Source organism: Bacillus sp. JJ1532 (assembly GCF_036965085.1).
GTDB lineage: Bacteria > Bacillota > Bacilli > Bacillales > Cytobacillaceae > Cytobacillus.
In genome coordinates this window covers 45292-69663 of record NZ_JBALOW010000022.1, presented here as the reverse complement: position 1 = coordinate 69663, position 24372 = coordinate 45292, and the positions used below count along the sequence as shown (strand labels likewise).

22 protein-coding genes are annotated in these 24372 nt (G+C 39.3%); 13 read left to right on the top strand and 9 right to left on the bottom strand.

Translation table 11 applies throughout. The features are described 5' to 3' along the window. Window positions 1–101: 101 nt before the first annotated feature. The gene (locus tag V7122_RS09890) at window positions 102–290 is read right to left on the bottom strand and encodes a hypothetical protein (protein WP_335526480.1); all 189 of its coding nucleotides are present in this window, start codon (window positions 288–290) and stop codon (window positions 102–104) included. An 83-nt stretch (window positions 291–373) separates the two neighbouring features. On the opposite strand from V7122_RS09890, the gene V7122_RS09885 reads away from it, so the two are divergent. From V7122_RS09885 to V7122_RS09865, 5 genes are all read left to right on the top strand, one after another. Beyond that, entirely contained in the window at window positions 374–835 is a 462-nt protein-coding gene (locus V7122_RS09885) for a MarR family winged helix-turn-helix transcriptional regulator (protein WP_335526478.1), read from the top strand. Between the two features lie 3 nt (window positions 836–838). After that, on the top strand, window positions 839–3967 hold the full coding sequence (locus tag V7122_RS09880) for an MMPL family transporter (protein WP_335526476.1): 3129 nt from the start codon (window positions 839–841) through the stop codon (window positions 3965–3967). Window positions 3968–4154: 187 nt separating this feature from the next. Beyond that, a complete protein-coding gene (locus tag V7122_RS09875) occupies window positions 4155–5237 on the top strand; it encodes a Fe(3+) ABC transporter substrate-binding protein (protein WP_335353470.1) in 1083 nt (360 codons plus the stop codon). Window positions 5238–5239: 2 nt separating this feature from the next. Next, window positions 5240–6886, top strand: a complete 1647-nt coding sequence (locus V7122_RS09870) for an ABC transporter permease (RefSeq protein WP_335345781.1) — start codon at window positions 5240–5242, stop codon at window positions 6884–6886. Further along, entirely contained in the window at window positions 6883–7569 is a 687-nt protein-coding gene (locus V7122_RS09865; protein ID WP_335345782.1) for an ABC transporter ATP-binding protein, read from the top strand. The genes V7122_RS09870 and V7122_RS09865 overlap by 4 nt, the downstream gene beginning before the upstream one ends. A 430-nt stretch (window positions 7570–7999) precedes the next feature. Here the strand turns inward: V7122_RS09865 and liaG are convergent, their stop codons facing one another. The 4 genes from liaG to spoIIP form a co-directional block, all read right to left on the bottom strand. Then, window positions 8000–8857, bottom strand: coding sequence for a LiaG family protein (liaG, locus tag V7122_RS09860; protein WP_335526473.1), 858 nt, complete (start codon window positions 8855–8857; stop codon window positions 8000–8002). A gap of 202 nt (window positions 8858–9059) precedes the next feature. Next, window positions 9060–9188 (bottom strand): hypothetical protein, encoded by a 129-nt coding sequence (locus V7122_RS09855; protein ID WP_335485957.1) that lies wholly within the window; start codon window positions 9186–9188, stop codon window positions 9060–9062. Window positions 9189–9679: 491 nt separating this feature from the next. Then, window positions 9680–10426: a (S)-benzoin forming benzil reductase gene (locus V7122_RS09850; RefSeq protein WP_335526471.1), complete on the bottom strand. Its 747-nt coding sequence runs from the start codon at window positions 10424–10426 to the stop codon at window positions 9680–9682. Window positions 10427–10657: 231 nt separating this feature from the next. Next, on the bottom strand, window positions 10658–11806 hold the full coding sequence (gene spoIIP, locus V7122_RS09845) for a stage II sporulation protein P (protein WP_335526469.1): 1149 nt from the start codon (window positions 11804–11806) through the stop codon (window positions 10658–10660). 239 nt (window positions 11807–12045) lie between these two features. On the opposite strand from spoIIP, the gene V7122_RS09840 reads away from it, so the two are divergent. The 3 genes from V7122_RS09840 to V7122_RS09830 all read left to right on the top strand — a co-directional run bounded on the left by V7122_RS09840 (window position 12046) and on the right by V7122_RS09830 (window position 14964). Further along, on the top strand, window positions 12046–12792 hold the full coding sequence (locus V7122_RS09840) for a FixH family protein (protein ID WP_335354140.1): 747 nt from the start codon (window positions 12046–12048) through the stop codon (window positions 12790–12792). Between the two features lie 127 nt (window positions 12793–12919). Next, on the top strand, window positions 12920–13681 hold the full coding sequence (locus V7122_RS09835) for a DUF4931 domain-containing protein (protein ID WP_335354141.1): 762 nt from the start codon (window positions 12920–12922) through the stop codon (window positions 13679–13681). A 107-nt stretch (window positions 13682–13788) separates the two neighbouring features. After that, window positions 13789–14964, top strand: coding sequence for an FtsW/RodA/SpoVE family cell cycle protein (locus V7122_RS09830; RefSeq protein ID WP_335345789.1), 1176 nt, complete (start codon window positions 13789–13791; stop codon window positions 14962–14964). 27 nt (window positions 14965–14991) lie between these two features. On the opposite strand, the gene V7122_RS09825 is transcribed toward V7122_RS09830, so the two are convergent. From V7122_RS09825 to V7122_RS09810, 4 genes are all read right to left on the bottom strand, one after another. Further along, the gene (locus tag V7122_RS09825; protein WP_335345790.1) at window positions 14992–16065 is read right to left on the bottom strand and encodes a Ger(x)C family spore germination protein; all 1074 of its coding nucleotides are present in this window, start codon (window positions 16063–16065) and stop codon (window positions 14992–14994) included. Continuing rightward, window positions 16062–17153 (bottom strand): GerAB/ArcD/ProY family transporter, encoded by a 1092-nt coding sequence (locus V7122_RS09820; RefSeq protein WP_335345791.1) that lies wholly within the window; start codon window positions 17151–17153, stop codon window positions 16062–16064. Before V7122_RS09820 ends, V7122_RS09825 begins: the two co-directional genes overlap by 4 nt. Window positions 17154–17165: 12 nt before the next feature. Continuing rightward, window positions 17166–18653 carry a spore germination protein gene (locus V7122_RS09815; RefSeq protein WP_335354142.1) on the bottom strand — a complete coding sequence of 496 codons (1488 nt, stop codon included), beginning with the start codon at window positions 18651–18653 and terminating at the stop codon, window positions 17166–17168. A gap of 300 nt (window positions 18654–18953) precedes the next feature. Further along, window positions 18954–19922: an ABC transporter substrate-binding protein gene (locus V7122_RS09810; RefSeq protein ID WP_335354143.1), complete on the bottom strand. Its 969-nt coding sequence runs from the start codon at window positions 19920–19922 to the stop codon at window positions 18954–18956. A gap of 179 nt (window positions 19923–20101) precedes the next feature. Between V7122_RS09810 and V7122_RS09805 the strand changes: the two genes are divergently transcribed. From V7122_RS09805 to V7122_RS09785, 5 genes are read left to right on the top strand one after another with little or no spacing between them, the layout of a single operon-like run. After that, window positions 20102–21103 carry a FecCD family ABC transporter permease gene (locus tag V7122_RS09805; RefSeq protein WP_335354163.1) on the top strand — a complete coding sequence of 334 codons (1002 nt, stop codon included), beginning with the start codon at window positions 20102–20104 and terminating at the stop codon, window positions 21101–21103. Then, entirely contained in the window at window positions 21103–22158 is a 1056-nt protein-coding gene (locus V7122_RS09800) for a FecCD family ABC transporter permease (RefSeq protein ID WP_335345795.1), read from the top strand. Before V7122_RS09805 ends, V7122_RS09800 begins: the two co-directional genes overlap by 1 nt. 25 nt (window positions 22159–22183) lie before the next feature. Further along, the gene (locus tag V7122_RS09795; RefSeq protein ID WP_335354145.1) at window positions 22184–23035 is read left to right on the top strand and encodes an ABC transporter ATP-binding protein; all 852 of its coding nucleotides are present in this window, start codon (window positions 22184–22186) and stop codon (window positions 23033–23035) included. Beyond that, a complete protein-coding gene (locus V7122_RS09790; protein WP_335354146.1) occupies window positions 23004–23831 on the top strand; it encodes an IucA/IucC family C-terminal-domain containing protein in 828 nt (275 codons plus the stop codon). Before V7122_RS09795 ends, V7122_RS09790 begins: the two co-directional genes overlap by 32 nt. Further along, window positions 23803–24045, top strand: coding sequence for a YusU family protein (locus V7122_RS09785; RefSeq protein ID WP_335345798.1), 243 nt, complete (start codon window positions 23803–23805; stop codon window positions 24043–24045). Before V7122_RS09790 ends, V7122_RS09785 begins: the two co-directional genes overlap by 29 nt. Window positions 24046–24372: the final 327 nt, after the last annotated feature.

The following is a 24372-nucleotide window of genomic DNA, read 5'->3' as shown; positions in this document are numbered from 1 at the left end:
ATCTCCCTGTTAGGTGCCCATCCGCATGGGAATTAGCCGCCAACGGTCATCACTCGCCCAATTAGATGCCCGTCCACACAGAAAATTGCCGTACACGGTCATCAATCTACCTTATAGGTGCCCGTCCGTACAGAAATTTGCCGTAAGCGGTCATCAATCCCCCCGTAAGGTGCCCGTCCGAATAGATATCCGCCATCAGCGGTCATCAGAATTTTAATGTAACCAATCTTTTCAATTCCAAGGGACATAAGCCCACGTTCTTGCTGCTTGACAATGCCAAAGTAGGACATTATAGTTAACTACATTAATAGTTAAACAGTTGAACAATTAAACTATAGAATTAAAATGAAGAAGAGAGGGTGAATCCATCTTAATGACAGATATAGAAATTAAAAAGCTTATTGATAAATATGTGGAGTTATCTTTTTCCGTTCACCGTAAGGCAGAGTCGTTAGTGAAGGAACAGATTGGCAGTGATTTAACGAATGATCAGCATTATACATTAAGGTATATTCGAAACAACGAGTCCTGCACGTCATCTGAATTAGCCGAACAATTTTATGTGCAAAAAAGTGCGATCACAGCAATTATTACGCGTCTTTGGGAGAAGGGTCTGATCCAGCGTACCCGAGATGAGAATGATCGACGAGTTGTTTACTTAACGCTTACAGATAAAGGAAATGAACTGTTCAACCAAACTGAGGAACGCGTTCATAAGCTTGTTGAATCCTTTATTACTCAATTTGATCAAGCGGAAATCACCCAATTTATTAAAACCTATGAAAAGCTGAATCAAATTTTGACAGACAGTAAGAATCCACAAGTGGAGGAATAGAGCGTGAATGGAATAATAAAAAATAAATGGCTTGTGATGATTGCTTGGATTGCCATAGTTGCCGGCCTATTGATGTCAGCCCCGAATATGGCCGAATTAGTCCGAGAAAAAGGGCAAATTACAGTCCCGGATGAGTATTCATCTTCTCTTGCAGGAAACATTATGGATGACGTCCGCAAGCAGGAGGGCGGCGGAGATGAGACGAGTGTGGCTCTTGTTTTCCATAATGACAAAAAGCTTTCTAAAGAAGATATAACGGAAGCTGAAAAGGCTATTAATCTTTTAAAGGATAAAGAGAAGGAGCTTGGTATTACCGATATTCTTACCCACTTTGATGAGGAAAATTTAAAGGAGCAGCTCGTTTCAAAGGACGGGAAATCGATTCTTGCATCCGTTACAATCAGCTGGCATGACCGCGAGCCGAAAGAGCTGAGGGATACTCTATATGGCACACTTAAAGATATTAAAGTAGAACATTATTACACTAGTGAGTGGCTTATCAATGAGGATTTAATGACGAGCTCCCAAGAAGGATTAAAGAAGACTGAAGGGATTACGGTCGCCTTCATCTTGATTGTGCTTTTGCTAGTGTTTAGATCGGTTGTTGCGCCAATCATTCCATTACTAACGGTTGGTTTTACTTATCTTGCATCACAATCCATTGTCGGATTTTTGGTGGACAAATTTGATTTTCCGTTATCGAATTACACACAAATTTTCTTAGTGGCCGTTTTATTTGGGATTGGTACAGATTACTGTATTTTACTTTTAAGCCGATTTAAAGAGGAGCTTTCGCAAAAGGAAAGTATTGCAGAAGCCATTGTGGAAACGTACCGCAATGCGGGACGTACTGTATTTTTTAGCGGTGTTGCCGTCATGATTGGTTTCGCTGCAATCGGATTCTCTCAATTTATTCTTTATCAGTCCGCAGCGGCTGTTGCGATTGGTGTTGCGATTCTGCTTATAGCTTTATTTACGATTGTTCCGTTTTTCATGGCTGTATTGGGACGGAAAATTTTCTGGCCTTCCAAGAAAACAGCTGATCATGGGGAAAGCAAGCTTTGGGGAGCGGTTGGGAAATTTTCATTGGCACGGCCGTTTCTAGCCTTAATCATTGTCGCAGCAATCTGTGTGCCATTCCTCGCAACGTATGACGGGGAATTATCCTACAACTCATTAGAGGAAATTAGCGGAGATGTGAACTCTATCAAGGCATTCAACGCCATTGCAGATAGCTTTGGCCCTGGAGAATCGATGCCTACGAAAATCGTGTTGAAAAATGATGAAAAAATGGATTCCCCAGAATATATTGGCCTAGCAGAACAAATCAGCAAAGAGTTAGAAAAGGTTGATCTAGTGGACACCGTCCGTTCCGTTACACGTCCGACTGGAGAGCCTTTAGAAGACTTCTTTGTTGCCAAGCAAGCGGAAACTCTTGAAGAGGGACTTGGCGAAGGAAAAGAAGGAATTGATAAAATTAGTTCAGGCTTAAATGAAGCAGGAACGGAATTATCAAAATCTGAGCCCAAATTAAAGGAAGCGACAAATGGCATCCAAGGGCTAATTTCTGGGACGAATGAAATACAAACAGGACTTCAAGCGATACAAACAAATCTTGCAAAAATTGAAAATGGCATTCGGCAAGGCTCAGCAGGTTCCGATCAAATCAAAGCGGGCTTAGAAAAATCAAAAGCGGGTGCTGAGGAGTTATTAACAGGTTATCAACAGTTGCTTGGAGGCTATCAAGAATTACAAGGTAACTTAAACGTCCTTACAGAAAACTATCAAAAGGTTGGCACCGGTTTAGCTAGTTTATCTGATGGAATCATCCAAGCAAACGGTGCGATGTTTGGCTATATAGAAAACAAATATACAGATCTTGGAGCAGACCCGCAGTATCAGGTGATGAAACAAACGATTAATGGGCTGCAGCAGCAATTAACAGGCCTTTCTGCAAATGTACAAGAGTTAAATGCTGGTTTAGCAAAAATAAATGGCGGAATGGCTGGAGCAAATGCGGGTTTTGAAAAAGCTATTGCTGGCCAAAGCGGTCTTGCTGCTGGCCTTCAGCAATTAATCGCAGGAATTGAAGCCCAGCAGGCTGGTCTAAATCAATTAGCGGATGGGCAAGGACAGATTGTCAGCAATGTACCTAAGCTGACAAATGGATTAGGAAGTCTAAATGAAGGTCAGAAGCAGCTGCTTGCTGGATTTGGCGATTTAGGCGGGCAGATTGGTCAGCTTACGGAGGGCTTAAGTCAAAGTACAGAAGGCTTAAATCAAGTATCTGAAGGACTTGGCTCTGCTCAGAATTATTTATCTGGTTTATCTGGCATTGGCACACGGAATGGATTTTACCTGCCTGATGATGTGCTAGAAAATGAAGATTTTGCCCGCGTCTTAGACGTTTATATGTCTGCAGACCGCAAAGTGATGACAATGGATGTTATCTTTAAGGCGAATCCATATTCTAATGATGCAATAAATCAAGTAGATGAAATTAAGTCAGCAGTTAAAAGGGCAACGAAAGATACAAAGCTTGAAAATGCGGTGGTGGCAGTCGGCGGGGTAACAAGCACGAATGCTGATTTAGGCCAATTGTCTGATCAGGATTACTCGCGCACAGTTATTCTAATGCTTGCTGGAATTTCGATCATTCTTGTCTTTTTATTCCGGTCGATCATTATGCCAGCCTATATTATTGGTTCATTAATTTTAACGTATTTTACATCGATGGCTATTAATGAAGCTGTATTCGTCCATATTTTAGGCTATTCTGGCATCAGCTGGGCTGTTCCTTTCTTCGGTTTTGTGATTCTGATAGCCCTTGGAGTAGATTACAGTATTTTCTTAATGGACCGCTTCAATGAATATAAGAATCTATCTGTTGCTGAGGCCATGCTGCTCTCAATGAGGAAAATGGGGACTGTCATTATCTCTGCTGCCATCATTTTAGGAGGAACCTTTGCCGCGATGATGCCTTCTGGAATGCTGTCATTACTCCAAATTGCAGCGATTGTCATTGTCGGATTATTCTTATACGCCGTTATCATGTTGCCATTGTTTATCCCAGTTATGGTCAAAAACTTTGGAGAAGCAAATTGGTGGCCATTTAAAAGAAGTACGAATTAATTAATGTGAAGCAGCCTGTTACGGGTTGCTTCTTTTTTTCACAATTTGTTCAAATTGTTTAAAACCAATCATTGCAATTTTAAAAATAATGGTTGACTCATCCTTGGATGGAAAGTAGAATAAAAACAGACGAGTGATAATAATTATCATTATCACAGATTAAAAAAATAAAAAGGTGGACTCATACATGAAATATTCAAAATTATTAAAGCCTTTCCTAGCAAGTGCTTTATTAACAGTTGGGTTAGCTGGATGTGGAGCAGCTGATAACAGCTCTGAAGGCCAGAAACCTGCTGAAGAACCAAAAAAAGCTGAAAATCAAGAAGTCAATATTTATACAGCTAGACATTATGAGGCCGATGAAGAAGTGTATAAGAAATTTACAGAAGAAACAGGCATTAAAGTTAATGTTGTTAAAGGGGAAGCAGAAGAGCTTATTGAGCGTTTAAAGCGTGAAGGAGAAAGCACACAAGCGGATCTATTTATTACTGTTGATGGCGGAGTTCTCGCAAATGCAAAAAATAATGATGTTCTTCAGCCTGTACAATCTGATATTCTTAATAAGAATGTCCCAGCTCACTTTAGGGATAAAGATAATAATTGGGTAGGAATGTCAACAAGAGCACGTGTTATTGTTTACTCTAAGGATCGTGTAAAACCAGAAGACCTTTCTACATATGAAGCTCTAACGGAGGATAAATGGAAAGGGAAAGTATTGGCACGTTCTTCAACAAGTTTATACAACCAATCTTTACTAGCTTCATTCATTGAGTTAAACGGCGAAGAAAAGGCTGAACAATGGGCGCAAGGCATTGTGAATAACTTTGCTCGCCAGCCTGATGGCGGTGACCGTGACCAAGCTAAAGCGATTGCAGCTGGAACTGGTGATGTTGCGATCATGAACACTTACTATGTTGGATTGCTTGTGAATTCGGCAGATGCTGAAGAGGCAAAAGTCGGCGAAAGCATCGGTGTCTTCTTCCCGAACCAAGAAACAAATGGAACACATGTGAATATTAGCGGAATTGGTTTAACAAAGCATAGCAAAAACCCTGAAAATGCAACAAAATTAATTGAATACATGACAGGTATTGAAGCACAGGAATATTTATCTGCAAATAACTATGAATTCCCAGTTAATCCTGAAGCAAAGAAGCCAGAACTTTTACAAACTTGGGGCGATTTTAAAATGCAAGAGCTTAATTTTGATACTTTAGGACAACATAATCATAAAGCGATTGAGATCTTTAATAAAACAGGTTGGAAGTAAAAATGGGTATAAACCAAATCAAACAATTCTTTAAAAAAGATTTTAATAGCTGGTGGGTCATCAGCATGATGGGGGCGGCGGTTATACTGCTGCCCATCCTGTTTATCTTTTTCTCGCTATTTCAGGAGCCAAATGATAACTGGTTTCAAATACGCCAGTATTTATTAAAAACATATGTAGCAAACACGGTAATCCTTGTCGCATTAACAGGGATTTTTACTGCGTTTTTGGGGGTTACGCTTGCATGGCTTACCTCAGCATATGATTTTCCGCTTAAACGCTTCTTTCGCTGGGGATTATTATTGCCGTTAGCCATTCCGCCCTATATCGCTGCTTATACGTATCGGACGATGTTCAGCTATACGGGAGTGATTCAATCAACATTCCGCAACCAATTTAATTACCAAATTGATCCCGAGCTGCTGTCGATTTCATCCCTGCGCGGGGCTATCTTTATTTTTACATTATTTCTTTTTCCTTATGTTTATATAATGACGAGGGCCTTTTTGGAAAGCCAAAGCTCTTCGTTTTTCGAGAATGCGAGGCTACTTGGAAGAAAGCCGCTAGCAATTTTTATCCAGGTAGTATTGCCGCTCTCAAGACCGGCTATTGTGGCGGGCGCCGTTTTGGTCATTTATGAAGTGCTAAGTGATTATGGGGTTACTAGCTATTTTGGCATCCATACAATATCAACCGCGATTTTTCAGACATGGTTTGGGATGTATGATATTGATTCAGCAATGAGGCTGGCGGCATGGCTAATGGTCGTAATTGTTGGATTGTTTTTCTTAGAAAGACTGTTGAGGCAAAGACGCCGTTATAATCTAAATAATAAATCAAGACCGCTTGTGCCAATGAAGCTGAAGGGAATAAAGGCTGCTGCTGCTTTTGCCTATTGTGGGATTGTGTTTTTGCTGGGATTTCTCATTCCATTGATACAGTTAATAGCATGGGCAAAGCTGACATTTAGTAAGGTTTGGAGCGATACCTTTTATACACTATTTTTTCAAACTGTTTATGTGGCGGCCATATCAACCTTTATTATTCTCATTCTTTCAGTGATCGTTGCTAATGTATGCCGAAAACACACGGCGGGTTCCTATATATTAGCAAAATTAACAACAACAGGATACTCCATTCCGGGTGCGATTATTGCGATAGGCGTACTTGCAATGTTTATTACACTTGATAAATGGCTTGCTCCTGTTTACTCCTTAATAGGTTTAGGAAAAGCACCATTGATCTTGAGTCTCTCGTTAGTTATGCTGATTGTCGGCTACGCGATCCGTTTTATGGCGACAGGATTTAATGCGGTTGAAGTAGGATTTGAAAAAATCGGCACAAAATATTCTGAAGCGTCTAGAATGCTCGGGCTTAGCATGACGAAAACGTTTTTTAAAGTAGATCTGCCTTTAATTAAGGGAGCTTTAGTCAGCGGATTTATTTTAACATTTGTTGAAATTTGCAAGGAACTTCCGCTAGCATTATTGTTAAGACCATTTAATTTTGATACCCTGGCGACGAAGACTTTTCAGTATGCAAAGGATGAACAAATTTATGAGGCATCGATTTCATCCTTGATGATTATTGGCATAAGTGTATTGTCGGTTGTAGTATTTCAAATGATTGATAAGAAGGTGCAGCGATGAAGGTAGTAGATATAAAGAATCTTGAATTTGGCTATACACGAACGGGAACACCGATTATTGATGATTTCTCCTTTACGATGGATACGGGAGAAATCGTTGGTATATTAGGTCAGAGTGGAAGCGGGAAAAGTACTTTGCTGCGCTTAATATCGGGATTAGAGATGCCTACAAAAGGGACCATAACCGTTGCAGGTAAAACGGTTGTCGATGATCGTATATTTGTTCAGCCAGAGGACAGAGGGGTTGGGATGGTTTTTCAAGATTATGCCTTATTTCCTCATATGACTGTGAAAGAAAACATCCTATTTGGCTTATCGCGAATGGCTAGAAAGGATCGGAAGCCGCGTGTACAGGAAATGCTCGAGCTTGTCTATTTAGAGGATTTCGGAGATCGTTATCCTCATGAGCTAAGCGGAGGCCAGCAGCAGAGGGTGGCATTGGCGAGGGCACTTGCCCCAAAACCAAAAGTATTATTAATGGATGAACCATTTAGTAATTTAGATGCAGATTTGAAAGAATCCATCCGTGAAGACTTACTCTTAATCTTAAAAAAAGCAAATATGACCTGTATGATTGTGACTCATGATCGCCAAGATGTTGAGGCCATTTGCAACTACAGCATCACCATGTGTCCGCTCGTAGTCGAACAAGGAGCAGCAGGCGAGAAATTTCAAACCTTATAATCATCGGAACTATTTAGCGGACTTGCTTGAGGCGGGTTCGTTTTTTGTTTTTGGCTGAGATATTGGTTCATGGGACGCGAAAAATGTACCTCACATGTAAAACGGTAGTCATGAATGGGTCATGGAGCTCGTTACCCGAAGGAGTTAACAAAAACGGAAGTCATGAAGAGTTCATGGAGCTCGTTACCCGAAGGAGTTAATAAAAACGGTAGTCATGAATGGGTCATGGAGCTCGTAATCGGAGGGAGTTAACAAAAACGGTAGTCATGAATGGGTCATGGAGCTCGTAATCCGAAGGAGTTAACAAAAACGGAAGTCATGAAGATCCGAAGGAGTTTACTAAAATGAGAGTCATAAAGAATGTGCTGCTTCGATAAACCATGAAAATAAAAAACTGGATATTGTTAATCCAGTTTTTCTAGAGTTTCTATTAATAAATATTCACAAGCCCGCTTGAAACAGAGACATTTAATTGGTATTTTCCATTACCTGATTTACCGCTGATTTTGTTTTTATCTTGGATTTTATCGGTAAGTGGAATGTCTGATTTAATGATTCCACTGCTTACCTTGCCATTTAGTGTAAAGTCAGCATTCTCTGGAAGATCAAGCTTTAAATGCCCTGAGCTAACCTCGACATCGATATGGTCCGTAACTTTATCCATTTGAATATCTAATTGTCCTGATGAAACATCGGCATTTAACAATCCTTCATACTGGCGGATTTTAACAATCCCAGAGTTTACGTCTACAGTGCCATCATTCGTTGTTAAAGAATTGATCGTAATCATACCAGAGGAAACATCATTGCGGAATTCCTCCACGTTCAAATTTTTTAAATCGATTTTTCCTGAACCGAGGTCGATATCAAGCTCTTTAAGATTCATTGGCTGATTTTTCGACTTGCCTTCAAAGACTAAATATCCAGAGCCAACATCAATATCCATGCTGCGATCATAGCTTTCCGGGATATAAATATTTAATACTGAATTATTATTAAAAAAGCTAAAACTGTTAAACCAGCTTTTTTTATAGTTAACTTGAATACTGTTCCCGCTTTTCTTAATGGACACTTCCCCTTTTCCATCAAGCTCCGCTTTAATATCGCTTCTTTTCTCTGGAATGATAACTGTTTTAATAGAAGAAGCATCAATTTCTAATAGATCAATACTCTTTGTCACTTTAGCCTCTGCTTCACTTTTTCCAAAAGAAAAGAGGCTTGCTACATTCGATGTCACCAATAAATATAGTCCAATCAAAATGAAGAAAATGATTAATATTCTTTTCAAAAAAATCCCTGCTTTCTGATTAATTCCTTTTCTTATACTCATTTTATGAAATAATAAGCAAGAAATCATTGAGCCTTAGATTTAATTATATATAAGTCTTGAGGCTGATTGTTAGGAAAACAGGGAATAAAGAAAGAAAAAGTAGTTTGTATAAAAAAGAAAAGCTCCCCTTTATGAAAAAATGATAAAGGAGAGCTTTTTGTTATTCTATCTTATTTCTTTTATCCTTGTTCCGCTTATTTCCTTTGCTATTATCGCCGCTCACAATATCTGCCTGATTGGCTCTAGGTGAGTTTTGATTTTTGCTTCCTTTGTTGTACTTTTTAGTCATATTAGAGCTCCTTTATGAATTGATATGTATCGGGGAATCCCTGAACAGGGTTCATTCTATATTTTGTAATTAGGCTCTATTTTATGTAAGCTAAAATTTTGAATAACAGTAAAGCCGTAATCAGGCTAAACTTTGTTTTACTAGAGTGGTTTTAGATTTTTTAGGTAAACCTGTCTAAAAATTGTTTACTAGACAGGTTTTAGGCTTTTCCGTTAAATCTATCCAAAAAGTCTTGTTTACTGGACAGGTTTTAGGCTTTTCCGATAAACCTGTCCAAGAAACCTTGTTTACTGGACAAGTTTTGGGTTTTTCCGATAAACCTGTCCAAAAAATCAGTTTTATTAGGTAGATTACAATCACATTAATAAAAGCCTAAAAAGCATCTGCTTCTTGAAAAATAACAAAAAAATGCCTCCAACCGGAAGCACAAAAATAAGGGGGAAATACACTTTGTAGTACGTATTGTCCCCATTATGAAATCTTTTATACATCTAAATTAACTCATTTACCCGATAAATCTTCCCGCTTTCTATTTGAGCCTCCAAAAGCAAGTTTACTAATGCATCCGCTACTACATGAGCAGGGCGAAGCATACCTTGTTCTTTATACTCCTTGAATTTTTCAAGATCATTAAATGCCTCTTTAGAGGAGGAACGGATCGTCCCCTGCATATCTGTGTCCATAATTCCAGGGCTGAATGCGATGATTTCATGAGGTGCTCCTGCTGTTATTTGTTCAGCAGCGGCTGTTTCTGTGAACATATTCAGCCCCGCTTTCGTGCTGCAATAGGCACTCCATCCTTGAATAGGCCTTTCAGCAGCGCCTGATGATACGTTTACAATTTTAAGAGGAACACATGCATTTTTTAAAAGAATATTCGTGATCATCAAGGGTGCAATTAAGTTAATCTGGACATTTGCAATCAATGCTTGATGATCAAGTGTGCCGGCTGTTGCGATTGGGTCTATTACACCAGCATTATTAATCACATAAATAACCTCTGCTTTTTTGGGTTCCAGCACAGATAGAATTTCCTGAAAGTTTTTCTCTACTTCCTCGCGAACAGCAAGATTGCATGAAAAATGCTGATAGAAAACTTTGTTTACCAAAGCCTTCTCTCTTAACTCTGCATTTTCGGTTCTGGAAACAGTGATCACACCAATTTTCTCACTGATCATTCGTTCCGCAATCGAGGCTCCAAGACCTTTTGATGCTCCAGTAATAATAGCGAACTTCATCTAATCACTCCAATTTAGGTTTCTACTATCTATTAAAGCAGAATGAAAGCACCGAATACCACTTATTCCCCATTTTCCTGCTCATATTTTTTCATCTCGTCCTCGACAAAATTTATGAGAGACAGGATAATGCCCGCGCTAAAACAAATAATGGTGAGAATAGATAGCCCGAAAAGCCAGTAAAACATAAAAGTAGATACAAAGGTCCAAAGGAGACAATAAAAAGGAGCATTAAGAACCTTTGCCATCTACCATCTCTGCCTCCCAGTAAAATTCACTGAATACATCTGTAAATGCATCAATTGAATGATAAAGCTCTGCTAAATCATTTTCGACACCGCCAAATTCAATTAAGAGTGCCCGATCAGATAAATCCTGATTATAAATTCCGTTACCTTCGCTTTTTCCTTTCTTGAAAACACCTCTGCTGATACCGGGAAATTTTGCTTCAAGTCGATGATGAAGTTCTGTAGCTAACTGTAAATTTTTCTGGTAGTTTTTATGTTCCTTCCCGACAACAAAAAACAATCTCGCAGATTTTTTTCCGTTTATCTCTTTCATCGTCAATTCCCGCCCCTGTGAGTCTCGATGAATGTCAATGAGAAACTTTAAGTCTTTATTTGAGGCCATGGCGGTTTTGGTCACCTCACGAGAAAGAAGGTAGCTTTGGTTATAGTCCCAATCCTTTTGATTGAGAAGTGACGCCATATTTGTTTTGTCATGTTCCACACCAATCCCTTTTAATCCCAGTTTTGCACTGAGTCTATTGCCAACCGCAATCACATTCACCCGTTCATTAGAGCTTACGGCTTCATCAGGATGATTGACTCCTTTTAACAAGGGAGTGAAAGACTCCCAGCTATGAGAATGATAGATATACACGCTTTTCTTTCCATCCAATGGAGGTGCTGCAGTACCATCCGGCGTGTCCTCGCTAGGGAGATTTTCACTGGCAATCTCCTTTTCTTTCAAAAGAAAATCTATCGGCGGAGCGGATTCGAACGGCAAATTCGTATAGTCCGTTCCTTCGCCAGCTACCTCAATCCCCGTGTCGAAGATCGAGTACCCTGGAAGTTCTCTCCCCAGGAAGGTGCGAATATCTGTCGGCTTAATATTGGTAGCAAGCTTAAAAGCATTCTCCGATAAATGAGAAAAGTTCAAGCTAGAATCATTACGGTAAAAATAATGATTCTCAGCCTTAAGTAAATGGATAAATAGCTGGTCAGCCTTTATATTTTTTAATAGTGAATTCATATGTTCAGAGGTAAAGACAGCGGAGTTTGAAGTTAGGATCCCAGCTATTATAAAGACGGAAAGAATACTCAAAAGCCACCCGTGAAAATAGAAAAATAAAGTATGTGCCGCTGATTTGTTTTTCATCACGATCCCCCCATCAGTCATATGTATGCCCGTACGAAGAAGAATAGAAGATGCTTATTGTTTAGGAAATTTCATCAAGGAAAAACTAATGAAGGCTCATGATTATTTTTTTTGCTATGATAACAATAGTCTTGTAAAAGGCAGAGTTCCTTTTAAATACGAGAAAACTTCATTTTTTTATCACAATTAACATCTATAGTTTGTGTAGATGATATTAATTAATGAAAGAGGGAAAATACGTGAAAAAGTGGATGGCCATTATATGTACAAGTTTCTTATTATTAGCCGGCTGTGGTGAAACAGGGCAAAAGGAGAACCAGGAAGAGGCAGCGTTGCCTGAAATCATTGAAGCCGATTTAGCTGTTCCCGAAAAAGCAGAAGTAGGGGAAGAGGTTCCCTTAGCTGTGACCGTTACGCAAGGCGACGAAGCTGTTGAAGATGCAAATGAGGTTAAGTTCGAAATTTGGAAAGAAGGGCAAAAAGATACTAGTGAGCTTGTTGTAGCAGAGCATACGGAAAAAGGAAAATATGAGGCTGCCTATACATTCTCTGAAAATGGTCTATTTAATGTTCAATCCCATGTAACTGCAAGGGATATGCATACAATGCCAACAAAAACGATCCAGGTTGGTGAAGTAGAAGCTGAGCATCATGAGCATCAGGAAGGAAGCGGTGATGATCACCATCATCATGATAGTGACGTTTCCATCGAACTGCAAAAACCAGTTCAATTGAAAGCTAACGAGCAAACAGCCTTAGCTGTTCAATTGCAAAAATCCAATGAGCCACTATTAAATGCAAAGGTAAGACTTGAGATTTTTCAAAAGGGTCAAAATCCAGCTTGGGTGAATATGACGGAAGGCACTAATGGGGAATATAAAACTGATTATAGTTTTCCTGCAAGTGGCGAGTTTATCATAAGAATCCATGTAGAAAATGATGAAGGACTCCATGAACATACTGAGGTGGAAGTAACAGTAGAATAAGGAAAAAAGCGCAGTCCATGAACTGCGCTTTTTTTTTGTAAAATTTTCATAATAGCTTCCCCTCGCTAAAAAGTAAAAATATCAATAAAATAGAGAGTAGATAGATAGAAAAGCAGGTGCCAACAAAATGAGAGATACTCATCTTTTTTTTAACACAGGAATTGGGAGGCAGAAGCCTAATAGCATCCGTAATAAGGAGCAGAGCTGCCCGTTTTGCGAAAGGGAGAAGCTAACAGATATTCTAGCGACAGACGGTTCGATTATCTTATTGAAAAATAAATTTCCAGTCCTAGAGAATACATATCAAACGGTATTAATTGAGACAGATGATTGTCATAGTGAGCTGTCGGTCTATCCGGAGGAACACTTAAATAAGCTTATTCGATTTGGCTTGACACATTGGCTGGAAATGATCGGGACAAAGAAATATAAGTCCGTGATCTTTTTTAAGAATCATGGACCATTATCAGGCGGAACGATTGCTCATCCGCATATGCAGATTATTGGGTTAGAGGATATTGATTATGGAGAAAAGGTACAGGCAAGTGATTTCGAAGGCATAACCATCCATGAGAAAAATGGGACGATTTTTTCCATCTCAATAGCACCCAGAGTTGGATTTTATGAGTTCAATGTGAAGTTAGGCGATATTCAGGATATTACGGCATTTGCGAAATATATTCAGACCGCGGCCCACTATATACTGAATCATTTTCCGTTTCCTTGTACGAGTTATAATTTATTCTTTTACGAGTTTGCTGGAAATATCTATGCAAAGGTAGTGCCGCGTTCAGTCACGACACCATTATTTATCGGGTATTTTATTCCTCAAGTTCCAAATAATATAGAGTGGATGAAGAATGATGTTCGGGAGCGTTATTTTGGATAAAGGGAAATAAACCCATTCGGCCTTCTAAAGTTGTTATTTAGCTGATAAAAAAATATAATGAAGTGTTGTTATTTTGGTTGCTTTTTAATAAGGAGATTGCCATTGCTATGTCTACAAATAAAACTACAACCCCTCCTAAAATAGATTTAAACTTAGTGTTCATTGTGTTTTTATTGTTTTTAGTAAGTTGTATTTCGATTTATAGCGCTCAGACGACTGGGCAATATAAAGAGAATTTTCTTTTAAAGCAGATTGTTTGGTATATGGTTGGAACGGGTATTATTGCTGCAGTGATTTCGCTTGATTCGGAACAGCTAAGAAAGATTTCTTGGTATGCCTATAGCTTTGGATTATTCTTGCTGGCTTTTCTAATCGTTGCTCCAAGCAGTATTGCACCCGTTATTAATGGAGCTAAGGCTTGGTATAGAGTACCAGGTATGGGCTCATTACAGCCTTCTGAGCTTGTTAAGGTTTTTCTCATTCTTGTTCTGGCAAGAGTGATTGATGAACATCATCAAAAGAATCCGATCAAAACGATCCAAACTGACTTCAAGCTGCTGATGAAGCTCGGCGTATTTACGGGAATTCCTTTATTGCTTGTGATGCAGCAGCCCGACCTTGGGACAGGCCTTGTTTTTATCTCCATTTTGCTGGGAATGATTTTTATCTCGGGGATTACTTGGAAGCTGCTCGCGCCTATTTTTGGGACAGGTCTTACTTTGATTTCAATTATTTTTTACTTTGTCCTTTGGCATCCAGAGATTTTGGAGAAATATTTAGGTGTGAAGGAGTATCAATTTGGGCGGATTTATTCATGGCTCGATCCGTATAATTATCAAAGCTCAGCAGGCTTCCAATTAACGAGGTCGCTTCTTGCCATTGGGTCAGGAGAAACGAGCGGGAAAGGGTATGGAACGAGAGAAGTCTATTTGCCTGAAAGTCACACAGACTTCATCTTTAGTATCGTAGGTGAAGAGTTTGGCTTTATTGGGGCAAGTGTTTTAGTCAGTTTATTCTTTCTGCTTATATACCAGATTACCAAGATTGGAATGGAAACGAAAAATGACTTTTATTCGTATATTTGTGTAGGGGTCATCAGTATGATCACCTTTCACGTCTTCCAGAATATTGGCATGACGATCGGGCTTCTTCCGATTACAGGAATCCCGCTGCCGTTTATTAGTTATGGAGGCAGCTCATTAATGGGGAATATGCTCGGGCTTAGTTTAATCTTCTCCATTCGCTACCATTATAAAAAGTATATGTTTTCAAATAATGATTAAGAAAGCGAGGCGTTATTCGCCCCGCTTTTAATCGATTACCCCCGTTTCTGCGATCCTCACCTTCGTGTTAATTTTTACTGTTAAATTTTGATAATCATCCTTCCACTTTTTGAAATCATAGCCGCGAATATACTTTCGATGTAAAAAACCAAATCCGATTGGATCCGCTTTTTCTTTTTGAAATCTTTTGATCAATTCTAAACATTTTTCATTAATATCTTTTTCCAGCTTTTTTTCAATCTCTTCTACTACTTTTGGAGTTAACCTCTCACCCGTATATTCCTTGATAACACCTACCGTTTTAATATCAATGGCAACATGTAACGGTTTTTCTTTCGATAATTTAAATTTATGCTTGGATGTAATGCTTTTAACATCTGCATCTTTCCCTTTTTCTAAATGAACTCTATAGCTGCCCTCCGTATGATTGTCGACTAGCAGCTTAAAATAGAACATCTCCTTTTTAGGAAGGACATATACTTCTTTATCATTTCTAAAAATGCTTAAGCCGCTTATTTCCATTTTGTTTTGGGCAATTTGTCTTAACTCAGGAAGATAGGGATCCTTCCCCTTCATATAATAGTCTCGCAAAAAGATATGTAAATTGGTCTCGGGCACATCCCCGCGCTGGATATTATGCTCAATCAGATCATTTATATAGTTTGAATTGCCCTCAGGCCCATAATCTCCTTTTAATATTTCCAAGGCACTTCCGTGTGACGTTGCTAAGAAATTTCTTGCCCCGACACTTGGATCTCTTTGGTAAGTATCAATAAAATCAATAATTCCTTCGTCAACAAGCTTGTCTCCAAAAATCGAGACTAATACTCCACCTGTTACGATGGGTTTGGATGATTCCTTTTGAAGATTCAACATGAGATCCCGTCTTAAGCTAGCTTCGGATGTATATGTGTTATTTTTGATTGATTTATCGGGAAGATATTCTTGGGTGAGAAGCGTCCCGATGAATTTGCCTTCAGCAAGTTTATCAAATGCTGCTGCAGATTCAATATTAATATTATCAATGACTTTCCTTTGGACACAGCCTGACAATAAAATAGAGAGGATTAATAGAATAGAAAGCTTGCCTCGATTTCTCATGACCTCTTCACCTTCTTTGCAATCATCGTGCTAATGAATAGGATTGGAATGTAAATATAATTTAAAACAAATCCCGCTTTTCCAGTTAAATCATTTAAAAAACCTACTTTTGCACGCGTATCAAAAAAGGGGCTAACGATTAATATGATGAGTGCAATGATAAAAACTCCTTTTTTTTGTTTAATATTCATTAACCGTTTTAACAGTCTTGAGGCGGCCCAAAGGGCGATGCAAACATTAGGAAGGATGATTAAATTCCAATTGGCAATTCCGATGTATTCGATTCGCTCGACAAAAGGCAATTTCACAATTTTCCACATCGTTAATGTTGCCCATATAGACTTTTCAAGCTGTTCTTGAGAAAAATACACAATCGTCACAATCATAAAGCTTGTGTAAATAAAAGTAGTAAATAAAAGGGCGAAATGGGCCCATTTTTTCGATTTTTGCGGTTCCTTGATAAAAGGAAAGCAAAATAGAATAATTTCAAAACCGATATAAGTGAGTGACATGTGATAAGAACCTAAAAGGATTTCTTTAATCGAATGATCCCAAACCGGCAAAAGATGCATGTAATTGCCAAACTTCAAATTAAAGCCAAAAGCAAAATGCACATAAGCAGGCAGGAGCATTGAGAAAAAGGCGATGCCCACAACCGTTCGAAATCCGCCAAAAATGATATACGTACAAAGAAGCAAAAACAGCAAGGAAAACCAGAAAGTACTAAGACTGGGAAACATCCAAACTTGAATAACTTCGATATACGAGCGCAAAACTGTTAAAGCAAGCAATGTAAAGTAGAGAACAAAAATGGAACTAATAATTTTGCCAACAATATTTCCGAAAATATATTTATGTGCTGTGACTATATCTCCATTAACCGTTTCCATGACTTTATATATCATCCACATGAGGATATGAAGGGAAAGCCCCGCAAACAAAACAGAAATCCAAGCATCATTCCCTGAATAGGCGACAATTACGCGCTGAAATCCGAGAATCCCTATACCAATTTGCATAGAAGTGATTAAATAAAAAACTAAAAATGGGGATATTTTTACTCCTTCAGGTATAGGCTGTTCCTGCATACTTTCCCCCCCTTATTCATCAATATCTTTTTTAGTATTCGCTTTTTCCTTATTAAATCGAACTGGATTTTTTGTTCTTAATAAATATGGTCGCGTTGTATCCTTTGAAAATGGCAGCCTGATGATTGTATCTTTCAAGTCTTTCACCCTTAATGGATAAATAGGCTCCAAAAATGGTCGTCCAAGAGAAGTCAGCCTTATTAAATGGGTAAGCATAATACAGAAGCAGAAGACAATCCCGAGCAATCCCCAAAACTCAGCAAAAAGCAAAAATGGGAACCGCAGTAAGCGGATCGTGTTGCCCATCTTGTATACGGGTGTCGTAAAGGATCCAAGAGCAGCCAAGGCAACAAGAATAAGAAGTACATTACTTGTAAGTCCAGCTTCCACGGAAGCAGTCCCAATCACAATTCCTCCAACGATACCAATTGTTTGCCCAACCTTTGTCGGCAGCCTTGCTCCCGCTTCTCTTAACAGTTCAATCGTTAATTCAAGAAATATTGCTTCGAGTATAGGCGGGAAGGGAACAATCCTTCTTGACGTAATCAATGTTCCTATTAGGTCATTAGGAATGAGCTCATAATGATAAGTAAGGACAGCGACATATATTGGCGTAATAAGAATTGAAAATAAAACAGCAAAAACCCGAACGAGCCTGAAAAAAGAGGCTAGAAGCCAATTTAAGAAATAATCCTCAAACGAGCCGAAGAACTCGACAAGTGTCGTTGGGGTAATAAGAACGTGTGGTGATCCATCTACGACAATGGCTATTTTTCCTTCTGCCAATATCCCAACTACACGGTCTGGCCTCTCCGTGTCGAGCAATTGCGGAAAAGGAGAGTTTGAATTATCGCTAATAAGCTGAACGATATAGGAGCTGTCTGTAATAGCATCAAACTCGACTTCTTTAATCCTTTGTCTTACTGTGTTTACATTCGCTTCATCGGTAATTCCTTCCATAAATAATATGGCAATTCTTGTTTTGGACAACTTCCCCAACGTGTACTCCTCAATTATCAGTTCCTCTGCGGGCAGTCTTTTTCTAATTAAATTTAAGTTTTGTCCTAGTGATTCGACAAATGACTCTTTTGGGCCGATAACAGAGAATTCAATTTCGGGTTGAGATGGACTTCGAACAATTTCTTTTTGTGCGGAAATAAAAGCAAATTGCGCCTCATTATTCTCAACAGTCAACAATAAGTAGCCATTTAATAATTTTTGGCTGATTTTTGTAGGGTCATCCGATATTTCCAGGTCAGCAATGGGTAAAAGCTTTTTTATATCTTCAATTGTATGAAAATCATCTTCAAGTAAACTCGGAAGTACTCCTTGTTGAATAATTTGTTCATCCACTAAAGTAGACATAAAGGATAGGCAAAAATGAATATTTGTCTTTTGACTTATATGATAGGATTGTGTGAAATCCTCCGATTTTTTGAGTTCTTTCTCCCAATTGCTTAGTTTTTGTTGACTTTTCTTTGTGCTAATCCACTTTTTCATCCAATCACCATCATTTTAGGTATTACGAGTATTGTTACCGAAATTGGCGGGATTATGAATGGATGGGTGAAATTCACTTTTTAAGAAGATAAAAAGAAGGCAAATCAGCCTTCCTTCTTTTCATCTTGAATTAACATCTAGTGAATTGGGTGTTTTTTTTTGGAACTTAAATAAGTGAAATGTTGGAAGTATGCGTTCTTTCACAAATTTTAAATTATGTGAAAGAATTGACAAGAGGTTAGGTGGTTAAATTGAAAATAACCCGCAAAAAAGCTGCGGGTTTTTTCGGAAAAGTGATCTTTATTTCACAAAAAACTTTTCAATATCATCAAGCATTAAATTTGCAGCAATAACACCGCCGGCAGTATTCCAGATTACATCATCTACTTTATGAATATTACCTGCTTTTGCTACACTTAGATTTTGGAATAATGGGTCTTCAATCCACTCTTTCTCCAGGCTGCTTGCTTCGCCATCTCCAGTTTCATAAGTAAAGTAGAATAAGATATCCCCGTCCATGGCAGGAACTCTTTCTTTCGTTGCATTTCTTTCTGCAAAATCATCTACGTTCTGACTTTCAGGTCTTTTTAAGCCAATTTGCTCTAGAATAACACCTGAGAAAGTATCCTTATGATAGATTCGTACATCTCCAGCCATAAAGCGGACGATGGAAACTTCTTGATGGACTTTATCTCCAAGCTTCTCTTGAATATCTTTAATACGCTGTTCATAATCAGCAATCACTTTTTGTCCATCTTCTTCTTTATTCAATGCTTGTGCATAAAGTTTAAAGTTTTCTTGCCAGTTTCCGCGTAAAGTTTCAGCAAATACAGTAGGGGCAATCGCATTCAACTGATCATAAATTTTTTCTTGGCGCATTTTGTTTCCGATAATTAAATCAGGCTTTAATGCTGCAATGGCTTCAACATTAACTTCACTTTCCGTTCCAACGACTTTAACATCAGCCATTTTATCTGCAATATGAGGATACCAAGGATCCCCTGTCCATGATTGAACAGCTCCAATTGGTGTTACCCCCATTGAAAGAAGCGCCTCTGTTCCTTCATTGGTTAAAATCACAACCCTCTTAGGTGTTTCTTTAATTGGAGTTTCTCCCATCGCATGCTGTACCGTATAACCTGTTTCTTCAGAAGCATGATCTGTTCCTTTGTCCTTGTCAGCTTGCTCGCCATTGTTATTTCCGCATGCAGCTAAAATGAAAAGGGACATCATAAAAATAATTGTAAATGATAATTTAAAAGCCTTCATTCTTTTTGTTACCTCCTAATTGCTACTGATAATCATTTTCATTACTATCATAATATTATGATGGTTTAAAAGGGCTGTCAATAGGTAAATGAAAATGATTATCAAAATCATTGACATGGTGTTTTTCATCCCATAGACTGAATATGTAGGAACTTCTATTCATGAAAGGTTTAAGATTTATGATTTTAAAAAATAATTCTCTAAGATGGACGGGTTTAATCCTATCAATTCTCCTTTTGCTTTTTCTTATGTGCCTTAGTATTGTATATGGTTATACGAATACAACATGGAAAATGGCAATTGATGCCTTTTTGGCTTTTGACGGGTCGAACGAGCATCTTATTATACAGTCAGTTAGGCTGCCAAGAGCGATGATAGCTGCAGCAGTTGGGGCGAGTCTGGCTGTCGCGGGTGTATTGCTTCAAACTTTAACGAAAAACCCATTGGCTGCACCTGAAATATTTGGTATAAATGCGGGTGCTGGGTTTGCGGTTGTTATTGTGGTGACACTATTTTCCCTTAGCAATTTACATATCTTTACGTGGGTGTCTTTTTTAGGGGCTACTATTGCCTTTGTTTGTGTATATGCGATTGGTTCAATAGGAAGAGAAGGATTAACACCAATCAAGCTTACCTTAGCTGGAGCCGCTATAAGTGCGATGTTTGCCTCCATGACACAAGGATTTCTTGTTATTAATGAAACGGCTTTGGATCAAGTTCTTTTTTGGCTAGCTGGATCTGTATCCGGCAGAAAGCTCGACACGCTACTAGCCGTACTGCCTTATTTAGCCGTTGGCTGGATTCTATCTTTGTCCATTTCCAACCAGATGAATATTCTATCAATGGGTGAGGATGTGGCTAAAGGCTTAGGCTTGAAAACGGGGCTTCTAAAACTAGGAGCTGGAATAGCCATCATTCTTTTATCTGGCGGAGCAGTTGCTGTTGCAGGTCCAATTGGCTTTATTGGAATTGTGATCCCTCATATTACACGTGCTGTTGTTGGAATTGATCACAGATGGGTGATTCCCTTTTCGGCACTTTTCGGAGGCATGCTGCTTCTTATGGCAGACATCGCCTCTAGGTATATCATTATGCCGCAGGAAGTGCCTGTCGGTGTGATGACAGCTGTTATTGGAACTCCTTTTTTCATCTATATCGCGAGAAAGGGGTTTAATAAATAATGCGGCAATATCAAAGTTTTCGTGTATACAAGGATAAAATTTCTTTCTTAATTGATCGGAAGGCATTATTTATTTTTCTTATACTTTTAAGTGCTGCAGCAGTAGTATTTATTATTAGTACCGGAACCGGAGAGATGAAGATCAGTCCATTAAATGTGGTGAAGGTGTTTTTCGGAGGCGGTACAGAAATGGAACGTCTTGTCGTTCAATCTTTCCGGCTGCCGAGGATCATTGTGTCATTATTAGTCGGAATTGGACTGGCCGTTGCAGGAGGGATTCTACAGGGTATTATTCGTAATCCTCTTGCTTCTCCAGATATTTTAGGGATTACCGGGGGTGCATCCGTTGCGGTTGTTGGCTTTCTCGCCCTTTTCAGCGATGAAAGCAATGCTCTGACTGTGAGCATTGAATGGCTGCCTGTCGCTGCATTTTTCGGTGCAACGGTTGTTGCTTTTTTAGTCTATTTTTTAGCATGGAAAGATGGAGTTTCACCGATTCGATTAGTGTTAATCGGGATTGGATTATACAGCCTTATGAAAGCCCTCACTACTTTAATGATGCTTCTCGGTCCCATTTATCAGGCGAGTCAAGCGAATATTTGGATTACAGGAACGGTTTATGGCTCTAACTGGAGCCATGTGACCATTCTAGTTCCTTGGATATTGATTCTGTGCATGGCTGCCTTTATTTCGGCCCGAAATGTGAATATTCAGGAGCTTGGGGATGATATTGCTACAGGGGTAGGAAGCCATGTTCAGAGGAATCGCTTTCTATTGCTCATGATCAGTACTGCGTTGATTGGCGGCTCCGTTGCTTTTGCAGGCGGCATCGGCTTTGTAGGTTTAATGGCACCGCATATGGCAAGAAGATTAGTAGGGTCTGCCTTCGGGGCACTGCTTCCCGTTTCGGCGTTAATCGGAGGCATACTCGTGATGGCTGCTGACCTAATTGGACGGACACTGTTTTCGCCGCTTGAGATCCCAGCTGGTGTGTTCACGGCCAGTATTGGAGCGCCGTACTTCATATATTTACTTTTTAAAACGAGGAATTCATAGAGTTTATTAAAGGAGGGAGCGGAGTATGGTAAATGCACAGGCGATTGTCACGAATCAACTGACTTTATCCTATGGGGATACAATTATCATCAATGAGCTTGATTTAAAGATCCCAAAAGGGGAAGTGACGGTCTTTATTGGGGGAAATGGCTGTGGCAAATCAACTTTGCTCAGATCTATTGCTCGGTTACTAAAGCCTAAATCAGGTGCGATTTTACTAGAAGGAGAGGCAATTGCTAAATTGTCTACGAAGGAGGTAGCTAGAAAGATGGCGATCCTTCCCCAATCCCCATCGGCACCTGAGGGGTTAACAGTTCTTCAGCTAGTCAAGCAGGGACGCTACCCATACCAAACATGGCTGAAGCAATGGTCAGACGAAGACGAGAAAATGGTGAATGCTGCATTAAAGGCGACAAGTCTTGAGCCATTAAAGGATCGGACTGTGGATTCTCTTTCTGGGGGGCAAAGGCAACGTGCATGGATTGCGATGACGCTTGCACAGGACACGGATACGATTCTGCTTGATGAACCGACGACTTATTTAGATATGACACATCAAATTGAGATCCTTGATTTGTTGTTTGAATTAAATGAAAAAGAACAGAGAACCATTGTAATGGTTTTGCATGATTTAAATTTAGCCTGCCGCTATGCCCATAATATTGTGGCGATTAAAGATCAAAAAATATTTGCACAAGGGAAGCCGGAGTACGTTATTAATTACAGTTTAGTTAAGAATGTGTTCGGGATGGATTGTGAAGTAACGATGGATCCATTGTTTGGAACTCCATTATGCATTCCTTATGGAAAAGGGAGATGTATTCTAAGTAAGGATGGGACTGGCAATGGTTCAAAAGCTCTCAGAATCGCAGATTAATGAGCTTCTTTCATTTCGTTTTACATCGGAAAAGTACCCATCCCCATTCTCCGTTTCTATGGATTTGCTGCAGGATGAACAATCTTTGCTCGATTATTTAGAGGAGCTTGGGAAGCATATAGGAGCTGCAAACGAGAAGGTTACGGCATCGGTTTTTATGAAAAGATATGCTTTTCTGGCGGTCATTTACCTTTATGCTATGACTGCTTGGAATAGACAGATGGATATTTCATTTGAGAATATTTCACTGGAAACCAATTCTCAGGATGAATTATGGCTCCCGCGATTTTATTTTAATGAGGTACGTTTTAAGATGGTCGAGAGTGATCGAGAAGAATGGCGGGAGAATGGGGTTAAGATTCTTTTTCAAAGTCACATATATCCGCTAGTTAATAGCCTTTCGAAGGCTACTAAAGTATCTAAGCTGATTCTTTGGGAAAATATTGCTGTTTATATTTACTGGCTGTATGAATCAGTTTTTGGAAAAGAAGATGTGCCGGAGGACGTGGTTGGGCGTTCAAAAGAGGATTTTCATTATATTATTTTTCAAGCATCTGGTTCCTTATTTGGCAGCTATAAGGAAAATCCGCTAAAAAGGTATTATAATCAGCATATATATGTCGAGGAGCTGAAGGCGGAGGTCAGACCGAGAAATACATGCTGCTATTCTTACTTAACAAATAATAAGAAGCGTTGTGTGACCTGCCCGCACTCATGTGCACCTTGTCCACTAATTAGTGAAATCACAAGAAAGGAGGGACTAGCTCTTGAATCAAGAATTAAAGGACAAGCTTGATGGCTTGCTTGAGAAATATACCGAGCTATTAATCGGTGACTCTAATGAAGAGTTAAAGGATAAGGTCCAAGCATGGATAATATATTCATATATCGCCAAATCGATGGCACCTTTAACAAAACACTGGAATGAAACCTATCCTGAGGCGAAAGAAGAGATGAAAGCTTTAGTAGCTGAGATAAAGAGGCTGAACGATGAGCATCGCAGCAAATGATGCCCGCTTCTAGCAAAAATCCGCTAGAGCGGGAACCACATGCACTGACTGATGCCCGAGAAAAGCAATTTCGGTTGATGATGGGCATCAGAACAGACAACAGATGCCCGTATATTGCAAAAATTCACTGGAGCGGGAACCACATACACTGACTGATGCCCGAGAAAGGCAATTTCAGTTGATGACGGGCATCAGAATAGTCAACAGATGCCCGTAAATTGCAAAAATCCGCTGAAGCGGGAACCACATACACTGACTGATGCCCGAGAAAGGCAATTTCGGTTGATGATGGGCATCAGAACAGTCAACAGATGCCCGTATATTGCA

Coding starts and splice junctions, on each gene's coding strand:
- V7122_RS09800 (WP_335345795.1), top strand. CDS start 21,103: ATGCGGCAATATCAAAGTTTTCGTGTATACAAGGATAAAATTTCTTTC.
- V7122_RS09805 (WP_335354163.1), top strand. CDS start 20,102: ATGATTTTAAAAAATAATTCTCTAAGATGGACGGGTTTAATCCTATCA.
- V7122_RS09855 (WP_335485957.1), bottom strand. CDS start 9,188: ATGACTAAAAAGTACAACAAAGGAAGCAAAAATCAAAACTCACCTAGA.
- V7122_RS09810 (WP_335354143.1), bottom strand. CDS start 19,922: ATGAAGGCTTTTAAATTATCATTTACAATTATTTTTATGATGTCCCTT.
- V7122_RS09865 (WP_335345782.1), top strand. CDS start 6,883: ATGAAGGTAGTAGATATAAAGAATCTTGAATTTGGCTATACACGAACG.
- V7122_RS09815 (WP_335354142.1), bottom strand. CDS start 18,653: ATGAAAAAGTGGATTAGCACAAAGAAAAGTCAACAAAAACTAAGCAAT.
- V7122_RS09875 (WP_335353470.1), top strand. CDS start 4,155: ATGAAATATTCAAAATTATTAAAGCCTTTCCTAGCAAGTGCTTTATTA.
- V7122_RS09820 (WP_335345791.1), bottom strand. CDS start 17,153: ATGCAGGAACAGCCTATACCTGAAGGAGTAAAAATATCCCCATTTTTA.
- spoIIP (WP_335526469.1), bottom strand. CDS start 11,806: ATGAAAAACAAATCAGCGGCACATACTTTATTTTTCTATTTTCACGGG.
- V7122_RS09890 (WP_335526480.1), bottom strand. CDS start 290: ATGTCCTACTTTGGCATTGTCAAGCAGCAAGAACGTGGGCTTATGTCC.
- V7122_RS09885 (WP_335526478.1), top strand. CDS start 374: ATGACAGATATAGAAATTAAAAAGCTTATTGATAAATATGTGGAGTTA.
- V7122_RS09830 (WP_335345789.1), top strand. CDS start 13,789: ATGTCTACAAATAAAACTACAACCCCTCCTAAAATAGATTTAAACTTA.
- V7122_RS09790 (WP_335354146.1), top strand. CDS start 23,004: ATGGTTCAAAAGCTCTCAGAATCGCAGATTAATGAGCTTCTTTCATTT.
- V7122_RS09825 (WP_335345790.1), bottom strand. CDS start 16,065: ATGAGAAATCGAGGCAAGCTTTCTATTCTATTAATCCTCTCTATTTTA.
- V7122_RS09835 (WP_335354141.1), top strand. CDS start 12,920: ATGAGAGATACTCATCTTTTTTTTAACACAGGAATTGGGAGGCAGAAG.
- V7122_RS09870 (WP_335345781.1), top strand. CDS start 5,240: ATGGGTATAAACCAAATCAAACAATTCTTTAAAAAAGATTTTAATAGC.
- V7122_RS09850 (WP_335526471.1), bottom strand. CDS start 10,426: ATGAAGTTCGCTATTATTACTGGAGCATCAAAAGGTCTTGGAGCCTCG.
- V7122_RS09795 (WP_335354145.1), top strand. CDS start 22,184: ATGGTAAATGCACAGGCGATTGTCACGAATCAACTGACTTTATCCTAT.